The organism is Planomonospora sp. ID67723, from assembly GCF_015711605.1.
GTDB lineage: Bacteria > Actinomycetota > Actinomycetes > Streptosporangiales > Streptosporangiaceae > Planomonospora_A.
Genome location: NZ_JABTEZ010000002.1, coordinates 921644 through 937521, shown reverse-complemented (window position 1 = coordinate 937521; position 15878 = coordinate 921644). Strand labels below are relative to the sequence as shown.

Sequence of the window (15878 nt, the reverse complement as noted above, 5' to 3'; positions counted from 1 at the left end):
GTACGGGAAACCCCGTCCATCCTCTGGACGACGTACGGCGCGAGCGCAGAAGCGGTCACCGCCGGGCTCTCGACGGCGCTCGCGGGCGTCGCGATCCGCATCCGCATCACGGCGAGCAGGACTCGGGGGCGAGACCGCCGCCCCTCGCGCCATCCGGTCGGCGCGCTCCGGCACCGGCCGGCCCGGAGAGCCCGTTTACGTCGCGCCGCCGCGGGGATCCACGATCGAGGAGCGGACAAGCAAGACGTTTAAGGCGGACCCCACCGGATCGGATTCGACATCTTTTTTCCAATCAGCTTGACCTTCGGCGCCCACGGCTTTACCGTCACTGTCCGTAACCACACGTCGCGGCGTTATCGGGCGAACCCCACCGTTCCGGTCACCGAAGGTGCCTACCTCGGGCACCGCCCCGGTGGTCGGCGCATAGACCGCGACATAGCACAATCAATTGAAAGCAGTACATAAGAGAGCCGGGGGGCCACACAATGCCGTCTGAGTATGCCAAGTCGCTGGGTGCACGACTCCGTGCGATCCGCACCCAGCAGGGCCTGTCCCTGCATGGAGTCGAAGAGAAGTCCCGTGGGCGTTGGAAGGCGGTCGTCGTCGGCTCCTACGAGCGCGGCGATCGCGCGGTCACGGTGCAGAAGCTTGCCGAGCTGGCTGATTTCTACGGGGTCCCGGTCTCCGAACTGCTGCCCGGCGGCGCGGCCCCGAGCCCGCTCGGCCCGACGCCCAAGCTTGTGATCGACCTGGAGCGCCTCTCCCAGCTCCCGAAGGAGAAGGCGGGTGCGCTCGCTCGTTATGCGGCCACCATCCAGAGCCAGCGTGGCGACTACAACGGCAAGGTGCTGTCCATCCGCCAGGAGGATCTGCGCTCCCTCGCCGTGATCTACGACAAGTCCCCCAGCGAGCTCACCGAGGAGCTCATCAACTGGGGCGTCCTGGACCCCGAGGCGCGCCGCGCCGTCGAGTCCTTCTGAGACCCGCCGGTCGCGGGCCCGCCGTACTGCCGGCGGGCCCGCGGCCGACACCGCCGTGCCCCCTCGTCAAACATCGCGTGCAACCCGCCGCCAAGACCTATCGTTGTGGTAGGAAAAAGCAAACATGTCGTTTAACGAGATGTGGTGGCGATGCGCAGGAGAGAGGATTCCCCGGATTCCTCTCCGCCGCGCCTGGAAACCCGTCTCCGCATCTTCGCGGCATCCGTCGGGTCGGCCTGGACCCGCGCCTTCGCCAGGGTGCTCTCCTCCGTCGAGACGAGCAAGACCCAGGCGACCCTGAAGTCGCTGCCGTTCATCGTGATGGCCGTGGTGGCCGTGATCGACCTGGGCTCGGGTCCCACCGCCGGCCTCCTCCCCCTCCTGGCCCTCGGGCCCGCCTTCGCCAGCGTGGCGTGCGGCCCGGCCCGCACCACGCTGGTCGGCGCCATCGCCCTGGCGCTCTGCGTCCCCCTCGGCCTGTACAACGACGTCCTCTGGTCTCCCCGCACCGGCATCACCGCCACGGCCATCCTCGGCGTGACGGTGGCCAGCGTCCTGGCCAGCGCCGGGCGCCTCCGCCACGAACGGCGGCTCGCCGACGTCCGCTCGGTCGCCGAGGCCGCCCAGCGTGTGCTGCTCCGGCCGGTGCCGCGGCGGGCCGGGCCGGGGATCGGCGTCGCCGTCTCCTACACCTCCGCCACCGCCGAGGCCCGCATCGGCGGCGACCTGTACGAGGTGGTGACCACTCCGCACGGCGTCCGGATCATCGTGGGCGACGTCCAGGGCAAAGGACTGGAGGCCGTGGAGACCGCCGCGGTGGTGCTCGGGGCCTTCCGGGAGGCCGCCTACGACGAGGACAGGCTCCAGGGCGTGGTGAACCGCCTGGAGAACGCGCTGACCCGCGAGCTCTCCGGCGAGCAGTTCGTCACCGCCGTGCTCGCCGAGCTCACGGGCGGTGACCGCCTCACCGTCCTGAACTGCGGCCACCCGCCGCCCATGGTCCTCACCGCGGACGGCAAGCACTGGTTCGCCGACCCGCCGGAGGAGGCGCTGCCCCTGGGCATGGGCTCGCTGAAGGCGACGGACCCGGTGCCCTACCGGCTCCCGTTCGAGCCCGGCGACCAGGTCCTCTTCTACACCGACGGCGTCATCGAGGCCCGGGACGGAACGGGCCGGTTCTATCCCCTGGTCTCCCGGGCGCACCTGCTGGCCGGCGACGATCCCCAGCTCGCCCTGGACGCCCTCCGCGCCGACCTGCTGCGCCATGTCGGCCGCCCGCTGGCCGACGACGCCGCCATGCTCCTGCTGCGCCACCGCGCCGCCCCCGCCGCCCGCAACGCCGCCTGAAGCGACCGGTGCGGGTCGCTTCAGGCGGGTCCCGTGGTCCGGGCTTCCACGTCGGGGGTCTGTCGCGGGCCCGCCCGGCCGGGGACGTCCGGGGGCGCAGAGCAGGGGCGTCGCGGGGAGGGTGCAGCCGGAGCCGCCGAGCCGGACGCGTAGGTGGACAATCATCGATGAATCGATCATCGACAGTGGAGGGGCGTCATGTCGCGTGAGCGTGCGGCCATCATGATCGAACACCAGGCGAGGTCCTGTGCGAGCCTCGGCTCTCCGCTCTACGCGGCGGTTCTCGATCGGGTCGCGCACGACGTCAGAGAGGGAGGCCCCTGCGCGGGGGCGGTCGCCGGTTACGAGGACGCCCCCGGTCCCGATGCCATCGCGCTGCGGCTGCTCGGCGGCGTCCACGCTCTCGCGCTCACCGGCCGCGCCCCCGAACTGGCCGCGCACTACCCCAGTACGGGCGGGACCTTCGATCCGGATCGGCCGGACGCCTGCTGGCCGGCGTTCCGGCAGGCCGTCGCCGCGGAGACGGCGTGGGTCCGTGAGTGGATGACCCGGCCGCCTCAGACGAACGAGGTCGGCCGGGCCAATCTCCTGATCACCGGGCTGCTGGCGGCCCTGCAGGCCGCCCCGCTGCCCGTGCGGCTGTTCGAGCTGGGCGCCAGCGCCGGCCTCAACCTGCGCGCCGATCACTTCCGCTACGTTTCCGAGGGTTTCGCGTGGGGCCCGGTGGACTCGTCGGTCGTCCTGGACGGAGCCTGGCAGGAGGCTCCACCCCGGTGGCTGCCAGGAGTCGCCCAGGAGCATCCGGCGCTGACGGTCGTCGAACGGCGAGGTTGCGACCTGACCCCCATCGACCCTCTGTCACCTGAAGGCGCGTTGGCCCTGCGGGCGTATCTCTGGCCCGACCAGGACGCCCGGCTCACCCGGCTCGACGGTGCCCTGCGGCTGGCCGCCCAGGTGCCGGCGGAGGTCGACGCCCTCGGCGCCGCCGAATTCCTCGCCGGCATCCGGCTGGTGCCCGGGACCCTGACCGTCGTCTGGCACTCGATCATGCGCCAGTACGTCCCGGGCGGTGAATGGGCCCGTGTGGAGAAGGAGCTGGAACGGCTCGCCACGGCCGCCGCACCGGACGCGGGATTCGCATACGTCTCCTTCGAGCCGCGCACGGCCGGCGGACGCCACCGCTTCCGGCTGGCCGTGCGCCTGGGAAGCGGCCCGGAGACGATCCTGGCCGAAGCCGCCCCCCACGGACTCCCGGCCCGTGACGTCGCCGCCCGGATCACCGCAGGGGAAGGCTGACTTCTGGCAGGCCTCGGCAGCTCTGGCGACGCCCGTTCTGTGCTCCCCCGGCCCTGCGGGTCCCGGACAGGGCTCCGCGTGGGGACCGCGGCGGGTCCTCGGCGGCGTCGGTGGCGTCCTCCATGCGGCGGCCCGCCCCGTCGGGAAGCACCATCAGCCCAACAGGGACTTGACCGCCTCCTCGTCCCTGGCGACCACGGCGCGGCCGTCGTCGGTCAACACGATCGGCCGCTGGATCAGGACGGGGTTGGCGGCCAGGATCGCGATCCATTCCTCCCGGTCGTGCTCCTTGCCCGCCAGTCCGAGCTCCTTGGCGCGGGTCTCGCCCATCCGGGTGATGTCCCACGGCTCCATGCCGAGCCGGTCGAGGACCTCCGAGAGCTCCTCGGCCGTCGGAGGGTCGTCGAGGTAGCGGCGGACGACCACGTCCTGACCGAAGTCCGTGAGCGCGCAGAGCGCGTTGCGGCTCTTGGAACAGCGCGGGTTGTGCCAGACGGTGGTCACTCGACCTCCACCGGGGTGCCGCCGGTGATGTGGACCAGCTCGGTGTAGGAGGTGGGAAAGACGGTGTGCGGGTGACCGGCCGCGGCCCAGACCACCGCGTGTCCGGCGAGCCAGGTGTCGACCAGGGTCCGGATCGGAGCCGGGTGGCCGATCGGGGCGACGCCGCCGATGGCCTGGCCGGTGGCCTCGCGGACGAACTCCGGGGTGGCCCGCCTCACCTCGACCGCGCCGACCGTCTCGGCGATCAGCTCGGTGTCCACCCGGTGGGCCCCGCTGGTGAGGACGAGGAGGGGGGCGCCGTCGGCGTCGAAGACCAGGCTGTTCGCGATGGCGCCGACCTCGCAGCCGAGCTGCGCGGCGGCGGCGGCGGCCGTCGGGGTGGCCTCGGAGAACACGACTATCTCCCCCTCGGCGCCGTGCTCGCGCAGGGCGGCGGCGACCTTCTCGACGTTCGGATGCAACTTTTCTGGCATCGGACCACTCTAAACAAATCAACCATTGATTACCGCTCCATAACCGTCCGCGGAGATTCGGGATCGGTGCGCTATGGTCCGTTGATCCGTTATCAGTGATATGAGGGGATGAAGTCACGTGGGGGTTGGACGGCGGCTCGCAGTGGCCGCTCTGACGACGGCGGGAGCCGTGCTCCTGTCCTCTTTCGCCGCGGGCACGGCGACCGCCGCTCCGGCGGTCCCGGCCGCGGCCGCCCCGGCGGTGGCGGTGAATGCCACGGCGGCGGGGACCGGGACGGCCTCCTTCACGGCGCCGGGCAAGAGGCTCAAGCCGGGCGCCAGGGGTTCGGCGGTCAAGGCGCTCCAGCTCAGGCTGAAGGAGCTCGGCTACGACCCCGGGAAGATCGACGGCCGGTACGGCGGGGCGACCCAGGCCGCGGTGTGGGCTTTCCAGAAGGTCAACGGCCTCCCGCCGAGCGGCACCGTCGCCCGGCGGATGTGGAACGCTCTAGAGGAGCCCCGCGCCCCGAAGGTGCTGGTGCCCCGGGGCAGGCCGACCAGGGTCGAGGTGAACCTCGCCAAGCAGCTGGTGGTGCTCTACGTCGACGGCCGGGTGAAGCTGATCAGCCACGCCTCCTCCGGCAGCGGAATCCCCTACTGCGAGACGGCCGTCTGGCAGGGCAAGTCGCAGCGGTTCTGCGGCGACGCCCGCACGCCGACGGGCGACTACAAGACGACCTGGCGCCGGGACGGCTGGCACAAGTCCTACCTCGGCCAACTCTACAACCCGATCTTCTTCAACGGCGGGATCGCCTTCCACGGCGCGCTGTCGGTGCCGCTGACACCGGCCTCGCACGGCTGCGTGCGGCTGCCGATGCACGTGGCCGAGGTCCTGCCGGGCCTGCTCGGCACGGGGGTCCCGGTCCACGTGCGGGGGAGGTTCGCGCGATAGCCGCGCCGCAGCGCAGATGAGAGCCCCGGGAGATCTCGATCTCCCGGGGCTTTTCCGTCGCCGGGATGATCGAACTTTTGTTCGTCGATTTACTTGACAGCATCGATGATCGAATTTATGTTCGATGTAATGACGTGGGACTCGCGGCTCACGTTCAGGGCGGTCGGTCGTGTCCCCGCCGCCGGAGAGGCGGCGGGGGCGCAGCCGGGGCGGACGGAGAGAGGGGAAGCTCTTCGTCCGGCCGCCCGGCGGAATTGTCGGTGGGGTCTGCGAACCTGGCTTCACCGGCGAAAACGCCGGGAGCCGCTTGCGACCAAGGAGGAGCAAGCAATGACCCCTCGGCTCAGCGACCCCGGCGGGCCCCGGTTGTCGCCCACGGTTCGAGCGCGCCTGACCGACGCTCGCGACTGCCTGGAGGAGGCGGCGAACGCCCGCACCTCGGCAGAGCGATACGTCGCGGCGCACCTGGCCGCGCTCCGGGCGGCCGCGGCCATCCTGGCGGCACGTCCCCGGCCGATGGACGGCCGCAGGCGGAGGCTCCGCAGCGCCTGGGAGCTCCTGCCCGAGGCCGAGCCCCGGCTGGCCGACTGGGCGCCCTATTTCGAGGTGAGCGCGGCCAAGCGAGCCGCGATCGAAGCAGGGATGACCCATGCGGTGCCGGCCCGCGACGCCGAGGAGCTGATCTCCGAGGCGGAGCGGTTCGTCACCACAGTGGAGACGATGCTCGGCCTGCCCGCCCAGCCCGCTCTGCCCACCCACGTCCCCTTGGCCGGCTAGACGGCGAGAGCCGGAGCGCCGGCACGCCATGTTTCACTGTTCAACGCGAAACCCTGAACGTCACTTTCGCCGTCTACACCGGATTGCTCCAGATCACCCCTGCTAGGGTGCGGAAAGTGATCGGACTGCGACGAGTCGGCCCCGATGAGTTCACCACTCGGCTGGATTCGGTTATCGACATATACACGGCGGCGATGGAGCCGCCCTCCGACCAGTTGCCCGGCCGCCAGGCGATCATGGGAAACCACTCCGGCCACCCGGGGTTCACCTGCCTGTTCGCCGAGACCTCCGAGGGGCGGCCGGTGGGCCTCGCCTACGGCTTTCACGGCGCGTCCGGCCAGTGGTGGCACGACGTGGTCTACCAGGCGATCTCCGACCAGCTCGGCGAGAAGAAGGCCGCCGAGTGGCTGGGCGACGCGCTGGAGATCGCCGAAGTCCACGTGCACCCCGAGTACCAGGGCAAGGGCGTCGGCCGTTCCCTGGTCACCGCCCTGTGCGCCGGCCGGCCCGAACGCACCGCCATGCTGTCCACCCGGGACCAGCCCACCGCGGCCCGGCACCTCTACCGCACCCTGGGATTCGTCGACCTGCTCGCCTGGTTCGTCTTCCCCGGCGGCTACGAGCACTACGCCATCGCGGGGGCCGTGCTCCCGCTGGGGGGTGCCGCCGCCCGGGGACCGTTCGCTCCCTAGCCCGCCCGCCCCTGCGGACCCCTCCCCCGGGAGCCCGTACGGGACCGCCGTGCGGGCGCGGGGATCAGGAGGGCTGCGCCGCGGGTCCGTGCGCCGGGGGTTCTAGGCGGTCAGCGAGGCGGCCTCGTGCGTGGGGTCGAGTGCCTGGAAGACCTCCCTGGTCGCGCTGGACCTGTTGAAGGTGATGAAGTGGATGCCGGGCGCGCCCTCGTCGAGCAGGGTCTGGCAGAGCTCGGCGGCGTGGTCGATGCCCAGCTGCCGCACGGCGGCGGGATCGTCGGCGACGGCCTCGAAGCGGGCGGCCACCTCGGGCGGGAACGGCGCGCCGGAGAGCTGCTCGGACCTGGCGATCGTGCTCATCTGCGTAACCGGCATGATGCCGGGGATGATCGGGGTGTCACAGCCCTCGGCCGCGACCCGGTCGCGCAGCCGCAGGTAGTCCTCCGCGCGGAAGAACATCTGGGTGATGGCGTAGTCGGCACCGGCCCGGCACTTGCGCACGAAGTACTCGGTGTCGGCCTCCACCGAGGCCGACCTCGGGTGCTTGTAGGGGAAGGCGGCCACACCCACGCAGAAGTCACCGGACTGGCGGATCAGCCGGACCAGCTCCTCGGCGTAGAGCACGCCCTCGGGGTGGCGCACCCACTCCCCCGTGGGGTCGCCGGGCGGGTCGCCCCGCACGGCCAGGATGTTGCGCACGCCCGCCCCGGCGAACCGGCCCACCAGATGGCGCAGCTCGCGGATCGAGTGGTTGACCGCGGTGAAGTGCGCCACCGGGGTCAGCGTGGTCTCGTGGGCGAGCCGCTCCACGATCTCGACCGTGCGGTCCCGGGTGCCGCCGCCGGCGCCGTAGGTGACGGAGACGAACGTCGGGCGCAGCGCCTCCAGCTCCCGGATGGCGCGCCACAGCTGCCGCTCCCCCTCGTCGGTCTTCGGGGGGAAGAACTCGAAGGAGAACGAGCGGCCACCGGCGGCGAGAAGCTCGCGCACGGTGGGCACACGATCGGGGAGGATTGAAGGGCGACCCAGAGCCATGTCCCTAGACTACTGGCACGGCCGCCGGCGGACCGCTCAAGCGACACCCTCTCCGCCGCGTCCACCCCGTTTGATCAGGATCGTGTTCGCGAACGTTAATCTCTCTCCATGACCGCTTCCGCAACCATGCTGGACACCGTCCGTTCCGAAGTGGACCGCTCCCTCAGGAAGTTCATCGACCGGCAGCGTCCTCTGGTCAGCGCCCCCGAGCTCGCTCCCCTCGTCGCCGCCGTCGACGACTTCCTGGGCGGCGGGAAGCGGCTGCGGCCGGCCTTCTGCTACTGGGGCTGGCGCGGCGCGGGCGGCGGCGGCGACCCGGCCCTGTTCACGGCGGCGGCCTCGCTCGAGCTCCTCCAGGCCAGCGCCCTCGCGCACGACGACGTGATGGACGCCAGCGACCTGCGCCGGGGCATGCCCTCGGCGCACCGCCGCTTCCAGGCACTGCACGAGAAGGCGGGATGGCACGGCTCGGCCGAGCAGTTCGGCGAGGGGGCCGCCATCCTGCTGGGCAACCTGCTGCTGGTCTGGTCCGGCGAGATGTGGCGGACCAGCGGGCTGCCGCCGGCCTCCCTGGCCGCGGCCCAGCCGGTCTACGACCACATGCGCACGGAGCTGATGTGCGGCCAGTACCTGGATCTGCTGGAGCAGGCCCACGGTGAGAACACCTTCGAGAGCGCGCTGCGGGTGGCGCTGTTCAAGAGCGGGAAGTACTCGGTGGAGCACCCGCTCCGGCTCGGCCTGGTGCTGGCCGCCCAGGAGCGCACGCCCTGGATCGACCGCCTCTGCGAGGAGTACGGCCGCAACGTCGGCATCGCCTTCCAGCTCCGTGACGACATCCTCGGCGTGTTCGGCGACCCGGCCGAGACCGGCAAGCCCGCCGGCGACGACCTGCGGGAGGGCAAGCGGACGATGCTCATCGCCCGCACGCTCGCCGCGGCCTCCCCCGCCCAGGCGGAGGAGGTCCGCCGCACCTTCGGCGACCCGGCGCTGGACGGGGCCGGGATCGACCGCCTGCGCCGGATCATCGAGGAGACCGGGGCACTCGACGGCTGCGAGGAAATGATCAAGGACTATCTCGCCGAGGCCATGCACTCGCTGGACGACGCCCCGATCACGCCGGAGGCACGCGCGGCCCTGGCCGACCTGGCCGTGGCCGCGACCTCCCGGCGGACCTGACGCGCCCGTCAGGTCCGGCGGTCCGCCGCCGCCAGCCTCCGCTGGAACTCGGCCGCGGCCGCCTTCGGATCGTCGGCCTCGGTGATGGCCCGCACGACCACGACCCGGCGCACGCCGTACGACATGACCTCGTCCAGGTTGTCGAGGTCGATGCCCCCGATGCCGAACCACGGACGGTCCGTGTCCAGCGAGGCCGCGTGCTCCAGCAGGGACGGCCCTGGCGCGTGACGCCCGGGCTTGGTGGGCGTCGGCCAGATGGGGCCGCAGCAGAAGTAGTCGACTCCCGGCTCGGCGGCCGCGGCGGAGGCCTCCTCGGGGGCGTGAGTGGAACGCCCGATGAGGATGTCGTCGCCGAGCATGGCGCGCACGATCGGCACCGGCAGGTCGTCCTGGCCGAGGTGGAGCACGTCGGGACGGGCCGCGTAGGCGATGTCCGCCCTGTCGTTCACCGCCAGGAGCCGGCCGTGCCGGTCGCAGGCGTCACGGAAGACCTCCAGGAGCGCGAGCTCCTCGCGCGCCTCCAGCCCCTTCTCGCGCAGCTGCACGATGTCGACGCCGCCCGCGAGGGCGGCGTCGAGGAACTCGGCGAGGTCTCCCTGCCTCCGGCGTCCGTCGGTGCACAGATACAGGCGGGCGTCAGAAACCGAGGACTTGGGCACGCCGCTTGACCTCGGTATGGCGGCCCGCGAGGATCGCGTCGACCGGAGACCCCGGGATGGTCTCGTCGGGGGTGAACAGCCAGCGGAGCGCCTCCACGTCGTCGTATCCGGCGTCCAGCAGCACGGTGAGCGTGCCCGGCAGGCCCTTGACGACGTCGTTTCCGGCGAGGAAGACGGCGGGCACCTGGGGCTCGCCACCCCCTCGCCGCACTCCGATGAGCTTGTGGTCCTTGAGGAGTTGCTTTGCGCGACCGATGCTGAGGTTGAGCCTTCTGGCCACCTCGGTCAAGGTGAGCCACTCGCCCACCAGTTCGTCGGTCTCCCGGTCGATCTGCGCAACAGAAAGCGTCACGAACCCACCACTACCACATCGAGCCCTTCGCCAAACACCAGCGGCGAGGTTACGCCGCCGTACAGTCGCGCAACGCTATCGCAGGGTCGGCCAGGCGATCGACGTCGACCGTCTGGCCGCCCTCGATGAGGCGGCGGCCCTGGAGAAGGTCGCGGGGGCGGTCCACGGCGAGGACGGCGGTGAGCCTGTCGTCGGGGGACACCCAGCAGGCCGCCCACGGGCGGCCGGCGGCCGGGTCGCCGCGCTGGACGAGGCGGGCTCCGGAGTGGTCGCCGGCGTACTGCACCATGTGGCCGAACTGCTCGGACCAGAAGTAGGGGACCGGGTCGTAGACCGCGTCGTCGCCCAGCAGCACGGCCGCGGCCACGTCGGGGGCGCCCAGCGCGGTGTCCCAGTGCTCGACCCGCAGGCGGCGGCCGTACCGGCGCGACCACCAGGCCGCGCAGTCGCCCACCGCGACCACGCCGGGCATCGAGGTGCGCAGGTGCTCGTCGGTGGCGACCCCGTTGTCCAGCTCGACGCCGGAACCGGCCAGCCACTCCACCGAGGGCCGCACTCCGACACCGGTGACCACGACGTCGGCCTCGACGGTGGAGCCGTCGGCGAGGGTGAGCCCGGCGCCGTCGACGGAGGCGACCGCGGTGCCCACGCGCAGGTCGACCCCGGCCTGGCCGTACCAGGGGGCGGTGTGCGCCCCGACGGGACCCAGCGCGGCGGCCAGCGGATGGGGGGCGGCCTCGACGACGATGACGGCGCACCCGGCCCTGCGGGCGGCGGTGGCGACCTCGGCGCCGATCCAGCCCGCTCCGATGACGACGACCCGCGTGCCCCCGGTGAGGCGGGCGCGCAGGCCGAGGGCGTCGTCGATGGTGCGCAGCACGTGCTGCGGGCCGTCGCCGCGCAGCCGGATCGGGCTCGCGCCGGTGGCGATGACCAGGCCGTCGTAGGCCAGCTCGCCCTCGGTGGTCTCCACCACGCCCTGGCGCAGCCCCTTGGCGGCCACGTCCGCGCGGAAGTCCACCTCCAGCGCGTCCAGGTCGGAGTCGACGACCGTGGAGTCGGTCTCGCCCAGCAGCACCGCCTTGGACAGCGGCGGGCGATCGTAGGGACGATGCGGCTCGTCCCCGATCAGCGTGATCTCACCGCCGAACCCGCGGGCCCGTAACGCTTCGACGCTCCGCACACCGGCCAGGCCGGCGCCAACCACCACGACACGATTCACATCACCGACCCTAAGCGCCGGGACCGACCCCCCGCCAACAGTGGTTCGATCATAAAAACGGTATTTACCTCACATTCGCCGCATTGAACGTGTTGTGGCAGGGCCTAAGGTGGGAGGCGTAAGACGCGCGGGAGCCCGGCATCCATCGGGCTGAGAGGAGGGCTGCAGGCCCTCGACCGCCAGGAACCTGATCCGGATCATGCCGGCGAAGGGAGCGGAGCGACCATGCCGCACACGGCCGTACCGGCCTCTGCCCGCAGTTCTTCCCCCGGTCCCCGGACCGCCTACGACCTCCTGCTGATCGGCGGCGGCCTCATCGGCCTCTCGACGGCCTGGCGCGCGGCCCGGCGCGGCCTTCGGGTGGCGGTGGTCGACCCCGCCCCCGCCTCCGCCGCCGCGGCCTCGCACGCCGCCGCGGGCATGCTCGCGCCCGTCAGCGAGGTGACCTACACCGAGGAGCCGCTGCTCCGGCTGGGCCTGGCCTCGCTGGCGCGCTGGCCCGCGTTCGCGGCCGAGCTCGCCGCCGACAGCGGCCGTGACCTCGGTGACCTCGACTACCGCGCCGACGGCATGCTGGAGGTCGCCTTCGGCTCCGACGACCTGGCGGCGCTGGACGAGCTCGCGGCCTTCATGGGCAAGCTCGACCTGCCGGTCGAGCGGCTGACGGGGCGCGAGTGCCGCCGGCTGGAGCCGATGCTCGCCCCCGCCGTCCGCGGTGGGCTGCTGGCCCGGGGGGACGCCTGGGTGGACCCCCGGCGGGTCACCCGGGCCCTGCTGGCGGCGCTGGAACGGCGGGGTGTCGACATGGTCCCCGCCCGGGTGGCGGGGCTGGAGCGTTCCGGCGAGGCGGTCGTCGGCGTACGGCTCGCGCCGGGCGCCGGGACGTCCACCGGCCCCTCCGGCGAGGTGGTCCGCGCCGAGCGGGTGGTACTGGCGGCCGGAGCCTGGTCGGGCGCGATGGAGGGGCTGCCCCCCGAGGTGCTCCCCCCGGTCCGCCCGGTCAAGGGCCAGATCATGCGGCTGCGCTCCCCCGAGCCGATCCTGCGGCGATGCGTGCGCGGGGTCGTGCACGGCTCGTACGTCTACCTGGTGCCGCGCGGCGACGGGGAGCTGGTCCTCGGGGCCACCCAGGAGGAACTGGGCTTCGACACCCGGGTGACCGCCGGGGGGCTGTGGGAGCTGCTGCGCGACGCGCGGGAGCTGGTGCCCGGCGTGACCGAGCTGGAGGTGGCCGACGTGGTGGCGGGACTTCGCCCGGGCACCCCGGACAACCTGCCGCTGATCGGCCCCACGGCCCTGCCGGGCCTGTGGCTGGCCACCGGGCACCACCGGGGCGGCGTGCTGCTGGCCCCGCTCACCGCCGACCTCCTGCTGGAGGAGGCCGGCGACCAGCAAGGACTGGCGGGGCTCTGCTCGCCCCTCCGATTCCAGGAGAACCCTTGAACGTGACCATCAACGGCGCCGTGCACGAGCTGCCCTCCGGGGCCACCGTGTCGCAGGCCGTGCAGAAGCTGACCGCGGCCAGGAGCGGCGTCGCCGTCGCAGTGAACGACGAGGTCGTCTCGCGGGGCGCGTGGGACTCCACCGTGCTCACCGAGGCCGACCGGGTCGAGGTCCTCACCGCGGTCCAGGGAGGATGACGTGGACGATCTGATCATCGGCGGGGAGAAGTTCTCCTCCCGGCTCATCATGGGCACCGGCGGCGCCCCCTCCCTGGAGGTGCTGGACGCCGCGCTCACCGCCTCGGGCACCGAGCTGACCACGGTCGCGATGCGGCGGCTGGACCCGTCGGCCCCGGGATCGGTCCTGGACGTGCTGCGCGCACGCGGCATCAAGGTGCTGCCGAACACCGCCGGCTGCTTCACCGCCGGGGAGGCGGTGCTGACCGCCAGGCTGGCCAGGGAGGCGCTGGAGACCGACTGGGTCAAGCTCGAGGTCATCTCCGACGAGCGCACCCTGCTGCCCGACCCCATCGAGACCTTCGACGCGGCCGAACGGCTGGTCGCCGACGGGTTCACGGTCCTGCCGTACATCGGGGACGACCCGGCGCTGGCCCGGCGGCTGGAGCAGGCGGGCTGCGCGGCGGTGATGCCGCTCGGCGCGCCGATCGGGTCCGGGCTCGGCATCCGCAACCCGCACAACATCGAGCTCATCGTGGAGGCCGCGGGAGTGCCCGTGATCCTGGACGCCGGGATCGGCACGGCCAGCGACGCCGCGCTGGCGATGGAGCTGGGCTGCGACGCGGTGCTGCTGGCGACGGCGGTGACCCGGGCGCAACGGCCGGAGCTGATGGCCGAGGCCATGCGCTCGGCGGTGCGGGCCGGCCGTGCGGCACGGCTGGCGGGCCGCATCCCCCGCCGCCGGTACGCGGAGGCGTCATCTCCCATGAATCCGTAGACGAACGCCACGTATCCGCATCGGTTTGTCTGGCGGGCACCCGGGGAATGGCAAAACGCCCGTAAACTCGAGCAGGTGGACACGACGCTAACCGACCCCCTCGTCGGGAAACTCCTCGACGGGCGTTACCGCGTTGAGTCCCGGATCGCCCGGGGTGGCATGGCCACCGTCTACCTGGCCCTGGACGTCCGGCTCGACCGTACGGTCGCCGTCAAGGTGATGCACCGCTCCCTCGCCGAGGATCCCGCCTTCGTGCGGCGGTTCATCGGCGAGGCCAAGTCGGTGGCGAGCCTCTCGCACCCCAACGTGGTGCACGTCTTCGACCAGGGCACCGACGGGGACAACGTCTACCTCTCGATGGAGTACGTGCCGGGCCGCACCCTGCGCGACGTGCTCCGCGAGCGGGGCAGGCTCCCCGCCAGGGAGGCCCTGGAGGTCCTGATCCCGGTGCTCGCCGCCCTGGGCGCCGCGCACCAGACCGGGCTGATCCACCGGGACGTCAAACCGGAGAACGTGCTGCTCACCGATGACGGCCGGGTCAAGGTCGTGGACTTCGGCCTGGCCCGCGCGATCGAGGCGAGCAACCAGACGCGCACCGGCGTCATGATCGGCACCATCGGCTACATGTCGCCCGAGCAGGTGACCTCCGGCACCGCCGACGCGCGCAGCGACGTCTACGCCGCCGGGATCATGCTGTTCGAGATCCTCACCGGCCGCCAGCCGTACGAGGGCGAGACCCCGATGTCGGTGGCCTACCGGCACGTCCACGACACCGTGCCGGTGCCCTCGTCGTTCCTGCCGGAGTGCCCGCCGCTGCTGGACACCCTGGTCGCCCGGGCGACGGCCCGCGACCCCGCGAACCGCCCGGCCGACGCCACGGCGATGCTGGTGGCCGCGGTCGACGCGCACCGGATGCTGCCCAGGGAGAGCGGCCCGATCCCCTCGGGACCGGTGCCGTCGCTCCCGGTTCCGACCGCGCCGCCCGCCCCGGCCAACCACACCCTGATCCAGCCCCGGGCCGACCTGCCCAACGGGCCCGCCGGCCAGGCACCGCCCCGGGCCCGGCCGGGGAAGGGGGTCCGGCCGAACTGGTTCCTGGTCGCCCTGGCCGTGGTGATGATCGCCGCGGTCGGCGTGACCGGCTGGATGTTCTCCCAGAACAGCACGGTCACCGTGCCCGAGCTGGTCGGCCAGAACATCACGATCGCCGAGAACCAGGCCAGGAAGGCCGGCTTCCAGGTCGAGATCGGCGAGGCGGAGCACGACGAGAAGGTCCCCAAGGGCAACGTGCTGCGGATCGCCCCCGTCGCGGGCACCGAGGCGAAGCCCGGCTCCAAGCTGGTCCTCGTCGCCTCGGCGGGCCCCAAGCGGGTGAACGTGCCCAACGCGGTCGGCCTGGAGGTCAACGCGGCGAGGGAGAAGCTGGCCGAGGCCGGTCTGCTCGTCGACGACGTCAAGAAGCAGGCCAGTGAGACCGTCCCGCGCGGCCAGGTGATACGGACCAGTCCCGCCGTGGGCAATCCCGTCAAGGAGGGCAGCAAGGTCGACCTGATCGTGAGCGCGGGCCTGCTGATGCCCGACGTCATCGGGATGCACCGCGACGAGGCCGAGGGCATGCTGCGCGGCGCGGGCTTCGATCCCAGGTTCGTCGAGCAGACCGACGGCGCCGAGCCGTGCACGATCATCGCCCAGGATCCCCGGCCCAACGCCGAGATCGACAAGGGCGAGGTGATCAACCTGACGTTGTCGGCGTGCAGCGTCGAGTGGCACTGGCCGTGGGAGAACAACGGCGAGAACGTCACCGGCGACAACGTCATCGTCATCCCCAACGTGATGTTCAAGGACATCCGGGCCGCGCGCGACGAGCTCCGCGCGGCCGGGTTCGCGGTGCGGGTGAAGAAGGGGATAGACCGGGGGCGGGTGCTGGCCCAGCACCCGCCCGGCGGCCAGAACGCCCCGCCCGGGACCCGGGTCACCCTCTGGCACTGAGGTCCTGCCCCACCCCGCGACCCGTCCACGCCGCGGACGGAACCCGCC

General features: G+C 72.3%; 17 protein-coding genes and 1 riboswitch. Of the genes, 11 read left to right on the top strand and 6 right to left on the bottom strand.

What is annotated here, in order from left to right; genetic code table 11:
- The first annotated feature begins 485 nt into the window (after positions 1-485).
- The 3 genes from bldD (at position 486) to HS041_RS16910 (ending at position 3623) form a co-directional block, all read left to right on the top strand.
- Positions 486-980, top strand: a complete 495-nt coding sequence (bldD, locus tag HS041_RS16920; RefSeq protein WP_184938989.1) for a transcriptional regulator BldD — start codon at positions 486-488, stop codon at positions 978-980.
- A 150-nt stretch (positions 981-1130) separates the two neighbouring features.
- Positions 1131-2327: a PP2C family protein-serine/threonine phosphatase gene (locus tag HS041_RS16915; protein WP_196441637.1), complete on the top strand. Its 1197-nt coding sequence runs from the start codon at positions 1131-1133 to the stop codon at positions 2325-2327.
- Between the two features lie 198 nt (positions 2328-2525).
- Complete coding sequence (locus HS041_RS16910; RefSeq protein WP_196441636.1) at positions 2526-3623, top strand: DUF2332 domain-containing protein; 1098 nt, start codon at positions 2526-2528, stop codon at positions 3621-3623.
- Between the two features lie 153 nt (positions 3624-3776).
- On the opposite strand, the gene HS041_RS16905 is transcribed toward HS041_RS16910, so the two are convergent.
- Both HS041_RS16905 and HS041_RS16900 read right to left on the bottom strand, forming a co-directional pair.
- Positions 3777-4127 carry an arsenate reductase family protein gene (locus HS041_RS16905; RefSeq protein WP_196441635.1) on the bottom strand — a complete coding sequence of 117 codons (351 nt, stop codon included), beginning with the start codon at positions 4125-4127 and terminating at the stop codon, positions 3777-3779.
- A complete protein-coding gene (locus tag HS041_RS16900) occupies positions 4124-4600 on the bottom strand; it encodes a YbaK/EbsC family protein (protein WP_196441634.1) in 477 nt (158 codons plus the stop codon). The genes HS041_RS16905 and HS041_RS16900 overlap by 4 nt, the downstream gene beginning before the upstream one ends.
- 142 nt (positions 4601-4742) lie before the next feature.
- Between HS041_RS16900 and HS041_RS16895 the strand changes: the two genes are divergently transcribed.
- The 3 genes from HS041_RS16895 to HS041_RS16885 all read left to right on the top strand — a co-directional run bounded on the left by HS041_RS16895 (position 4743) and on the right by HS041_RS16885 (position 7000).
- A complete protein-coding gene (locus tag HS041_RS16895) occupies positions 4743-5531 on the top strand; it encodes a L,D-transpeptidase family protein (protein WP_307845329.1) in 789 nt (262 codons plus the stop codon).
- A 330-nt stretch (positions 5532-5861) separates the two neighbouring features.
- Positions 5862-6308 (top strand): SAV_6107 family HEPN domain-containing protein, encoded by a 447-nt coding sequence (locus HS041_RS16890; RefSeq protein ID WP_196441632.1) that lies wholly within the window; start codon positions 5862-5864, stop codon positions 6306-6308.
- Positions 6309-6424: 116 nt separating this feature from the next.
- Positions 6425-7000, top strand: coding sequence for a GNAT family N-acetyltransferase (locus HS041_RS16885; RefSeq protein ID WP_196441631.1), 576 nt, complete (start codon positions 6425-6427; stop codon positions 6998-7000).
- A 102-nt stretch (positions 7001-7102) separates the two neighbouring features.
- On the opposite strand, the gene metF is transcribed toward HS041_RS16885, so the two are convergent.
- Positions 7103-8035 carry a methylenetetrahydrofolate reductase [NAD(P)H] gene (metF, locus tag HS041_RS16880; RefSeq protein WP_196441630.1) on the bottom strand — a complete coding sequence of 311 codons (933 nt, stop codon included), beginning with the start codon at positions 8033-8035 and terminating at the stop codon, positions 7103-7105.
- Positions 8036-8143: 108 nt separating this feature from the next.
- Here metF and HS041_RS16875 point away from each other — a divergent pair, with 108 nt between their 5' ends.
- Positions 8144-9211: a polyprenyl synthetase family protein gene (locus tag HS041_RS16875; RefSeq protein ID WP_196441629.1), complete on the top strand. Its 1068-nt coding sequence runs from the start codon at positions 8144-8146 to the stop codon at positions 9209-9211.
- Positions 9212-9219: 8 nt separating this feature from the next.
- Here the strand turns inward: HS041_RS16875 and thiE are convergent, their stop codons facing one another.
- The 3 genes from thiE to HS041_RS16860 are packed head-to-tail and all read right to left on the bottom strand — an operon-like array spanning position 9220 to position 11444.
- Positions 9220-9870, bottom strand: coding sequence for a thiamine phosphate synthase (gene thiE / locus HS041_RS16870; protein WP_196441628.1), 651 nt, complete (start codon positions 9868-9870; stop codon positions 9220-9222).
- Positions 9848-10222 (bottom strand): Rv2175c family DNA-binding protein, encoded by a 375-nt coding sequence (locus HS041_RS16865; RefSeq protein ID WP_196441627.1) that lies wholly within the window; start codon positions 10220-10222, stop codon positions 9848-9850. Before HS041_RS16865 ends, thiE begins: the two co-directional genes overlap by 23 nt.
- A gap of 49 nt (positions 10223-10271) precedes the next feature.
- On the bottom strand, positions 10272-11444 hold the full coding sequence (locus tag HS041_RS16860; RefSeq protein ID WP_196441626.1) for an NAD(P)/FAD-dependent oxidoreductase: 1173 nt from the start codon (positions 11442-11444) through the stop codon (positions 10272-10274).
- A 117-nt stretch (positions 11445-11561) separates the two neighbouring features.
- Positions 11562-11675, top strand: a riboswitch (TPP riboswitch).
- Here HS041_RS16860 and thiO point away from each other — a divergent pair.
- The 4 genes from thiO to pknB all read left to right on the top strand — a co-directional run bounded on the left by thiO (position 11670) and on the right by pknB (position 15830).
- Positions 11670-12887: a glycine oxidase ThiO gene (gene thiO, locus HS041_RS16855; protein WP_196441625.1), complete on the top strand. Its 1218-nt coding sequence runs from the start codon at positions 11670-11672 to the stop codon at positions 12885-12887. Its footprint overlaps the riboswitch before it by 6 nt.
- Positions 12884-13084, top strand: coding sequence for a sulfur carrier protein ThiS (gene thiS, locus HS041_RS16850; RefSeq protein WP_196441624.1), 201 nt, complete (start codon positions 12884-12886; stop codon positions 13082-13084). Before thiO ends, thiS begins: the two co-directional genes overlap by 4 nt.
- Before the next feature lies 1 nt (position 13085).
- Positions 13086-13841, top strand: coding sequence for a thiazole synthase (locus HS041_RS16845; RefSeq protein ID WP_196441623.1), 756 nt, complete (start codon positions 13086-13088; stop codon positions 13839-13841).
- A 75-nt stretch (positions 13842-13916) separates the two neighbouring features.
- Positions 13917-15830 carry a Stk1 family PASTA domain-containing Ser/Thr kinase gene (gene pknB, locus HS041_RS16840; protein WP_196441622.1) on the top strand — a complete coding sequence of 638 codons (1914 nt, stop codon included), beginning with the start codon at positions 13917-13919 and terminating at the stop codon, positions 15828-15830.
- Positions 15831-15878 lie beyond the last annotated feature (48 nt).

Coding starts and splice junctions, on each gene's coding strand:
- bldD (WP_184938989.1), top strand. CDS start 486: ATGCCGTCTGAGTATGCCAAGTCGCTGGGTGCACGACTCCGTGCGATC.
- HS041_RS16915 (WP_196441637.1), top strand. CDS start 1,131: ATGCGCAGGAGAGAGGATTCCCCGGATTCCTCTCCGCCGCGCCTGGAA.
- HS041_RS16910 (WP_196441636.1), top strand. CDS start 2,526: ATGTCGCGTGAGCGTGCGGCCATCATGATCGAACACCAGGCGAGGTCC.
- HS041_RS16900 (WP_196441634.1), bottom strand. CDS start 4,600: ATGCCAGAAAAGTTGCATCCGAACGTCGAGAAGGTCGCCGCCGCCCTG.
- HS041_RS16890 (WP_196441632.1), top strand. CDS start 5,862: ATGACCCCTCGGCTCAGCGACCCCGGCGGGCCCCGGTTGTCGCCCACG.
- metF (WP_196441630.1), bottom strand. CDS start 8,035: ATGGCTCTGGGTCGCCCTTCAATCCTCCCCGATCGTGTGCCCACCGTG.
- HS041_RS16875 (WP_196441629.1), top strand. CDS start 8,144: ATGACCGCTTCCGCAACCATGCTGGACACCGTCCGTTCCGAAGTGGAC.
- thiO (WP_196441625.1), top strand. CDS start 11,670: ATGCCGCACACGGCCGTACCGGCCTCTGCCCGCAGTTCTTCCCCCGGT.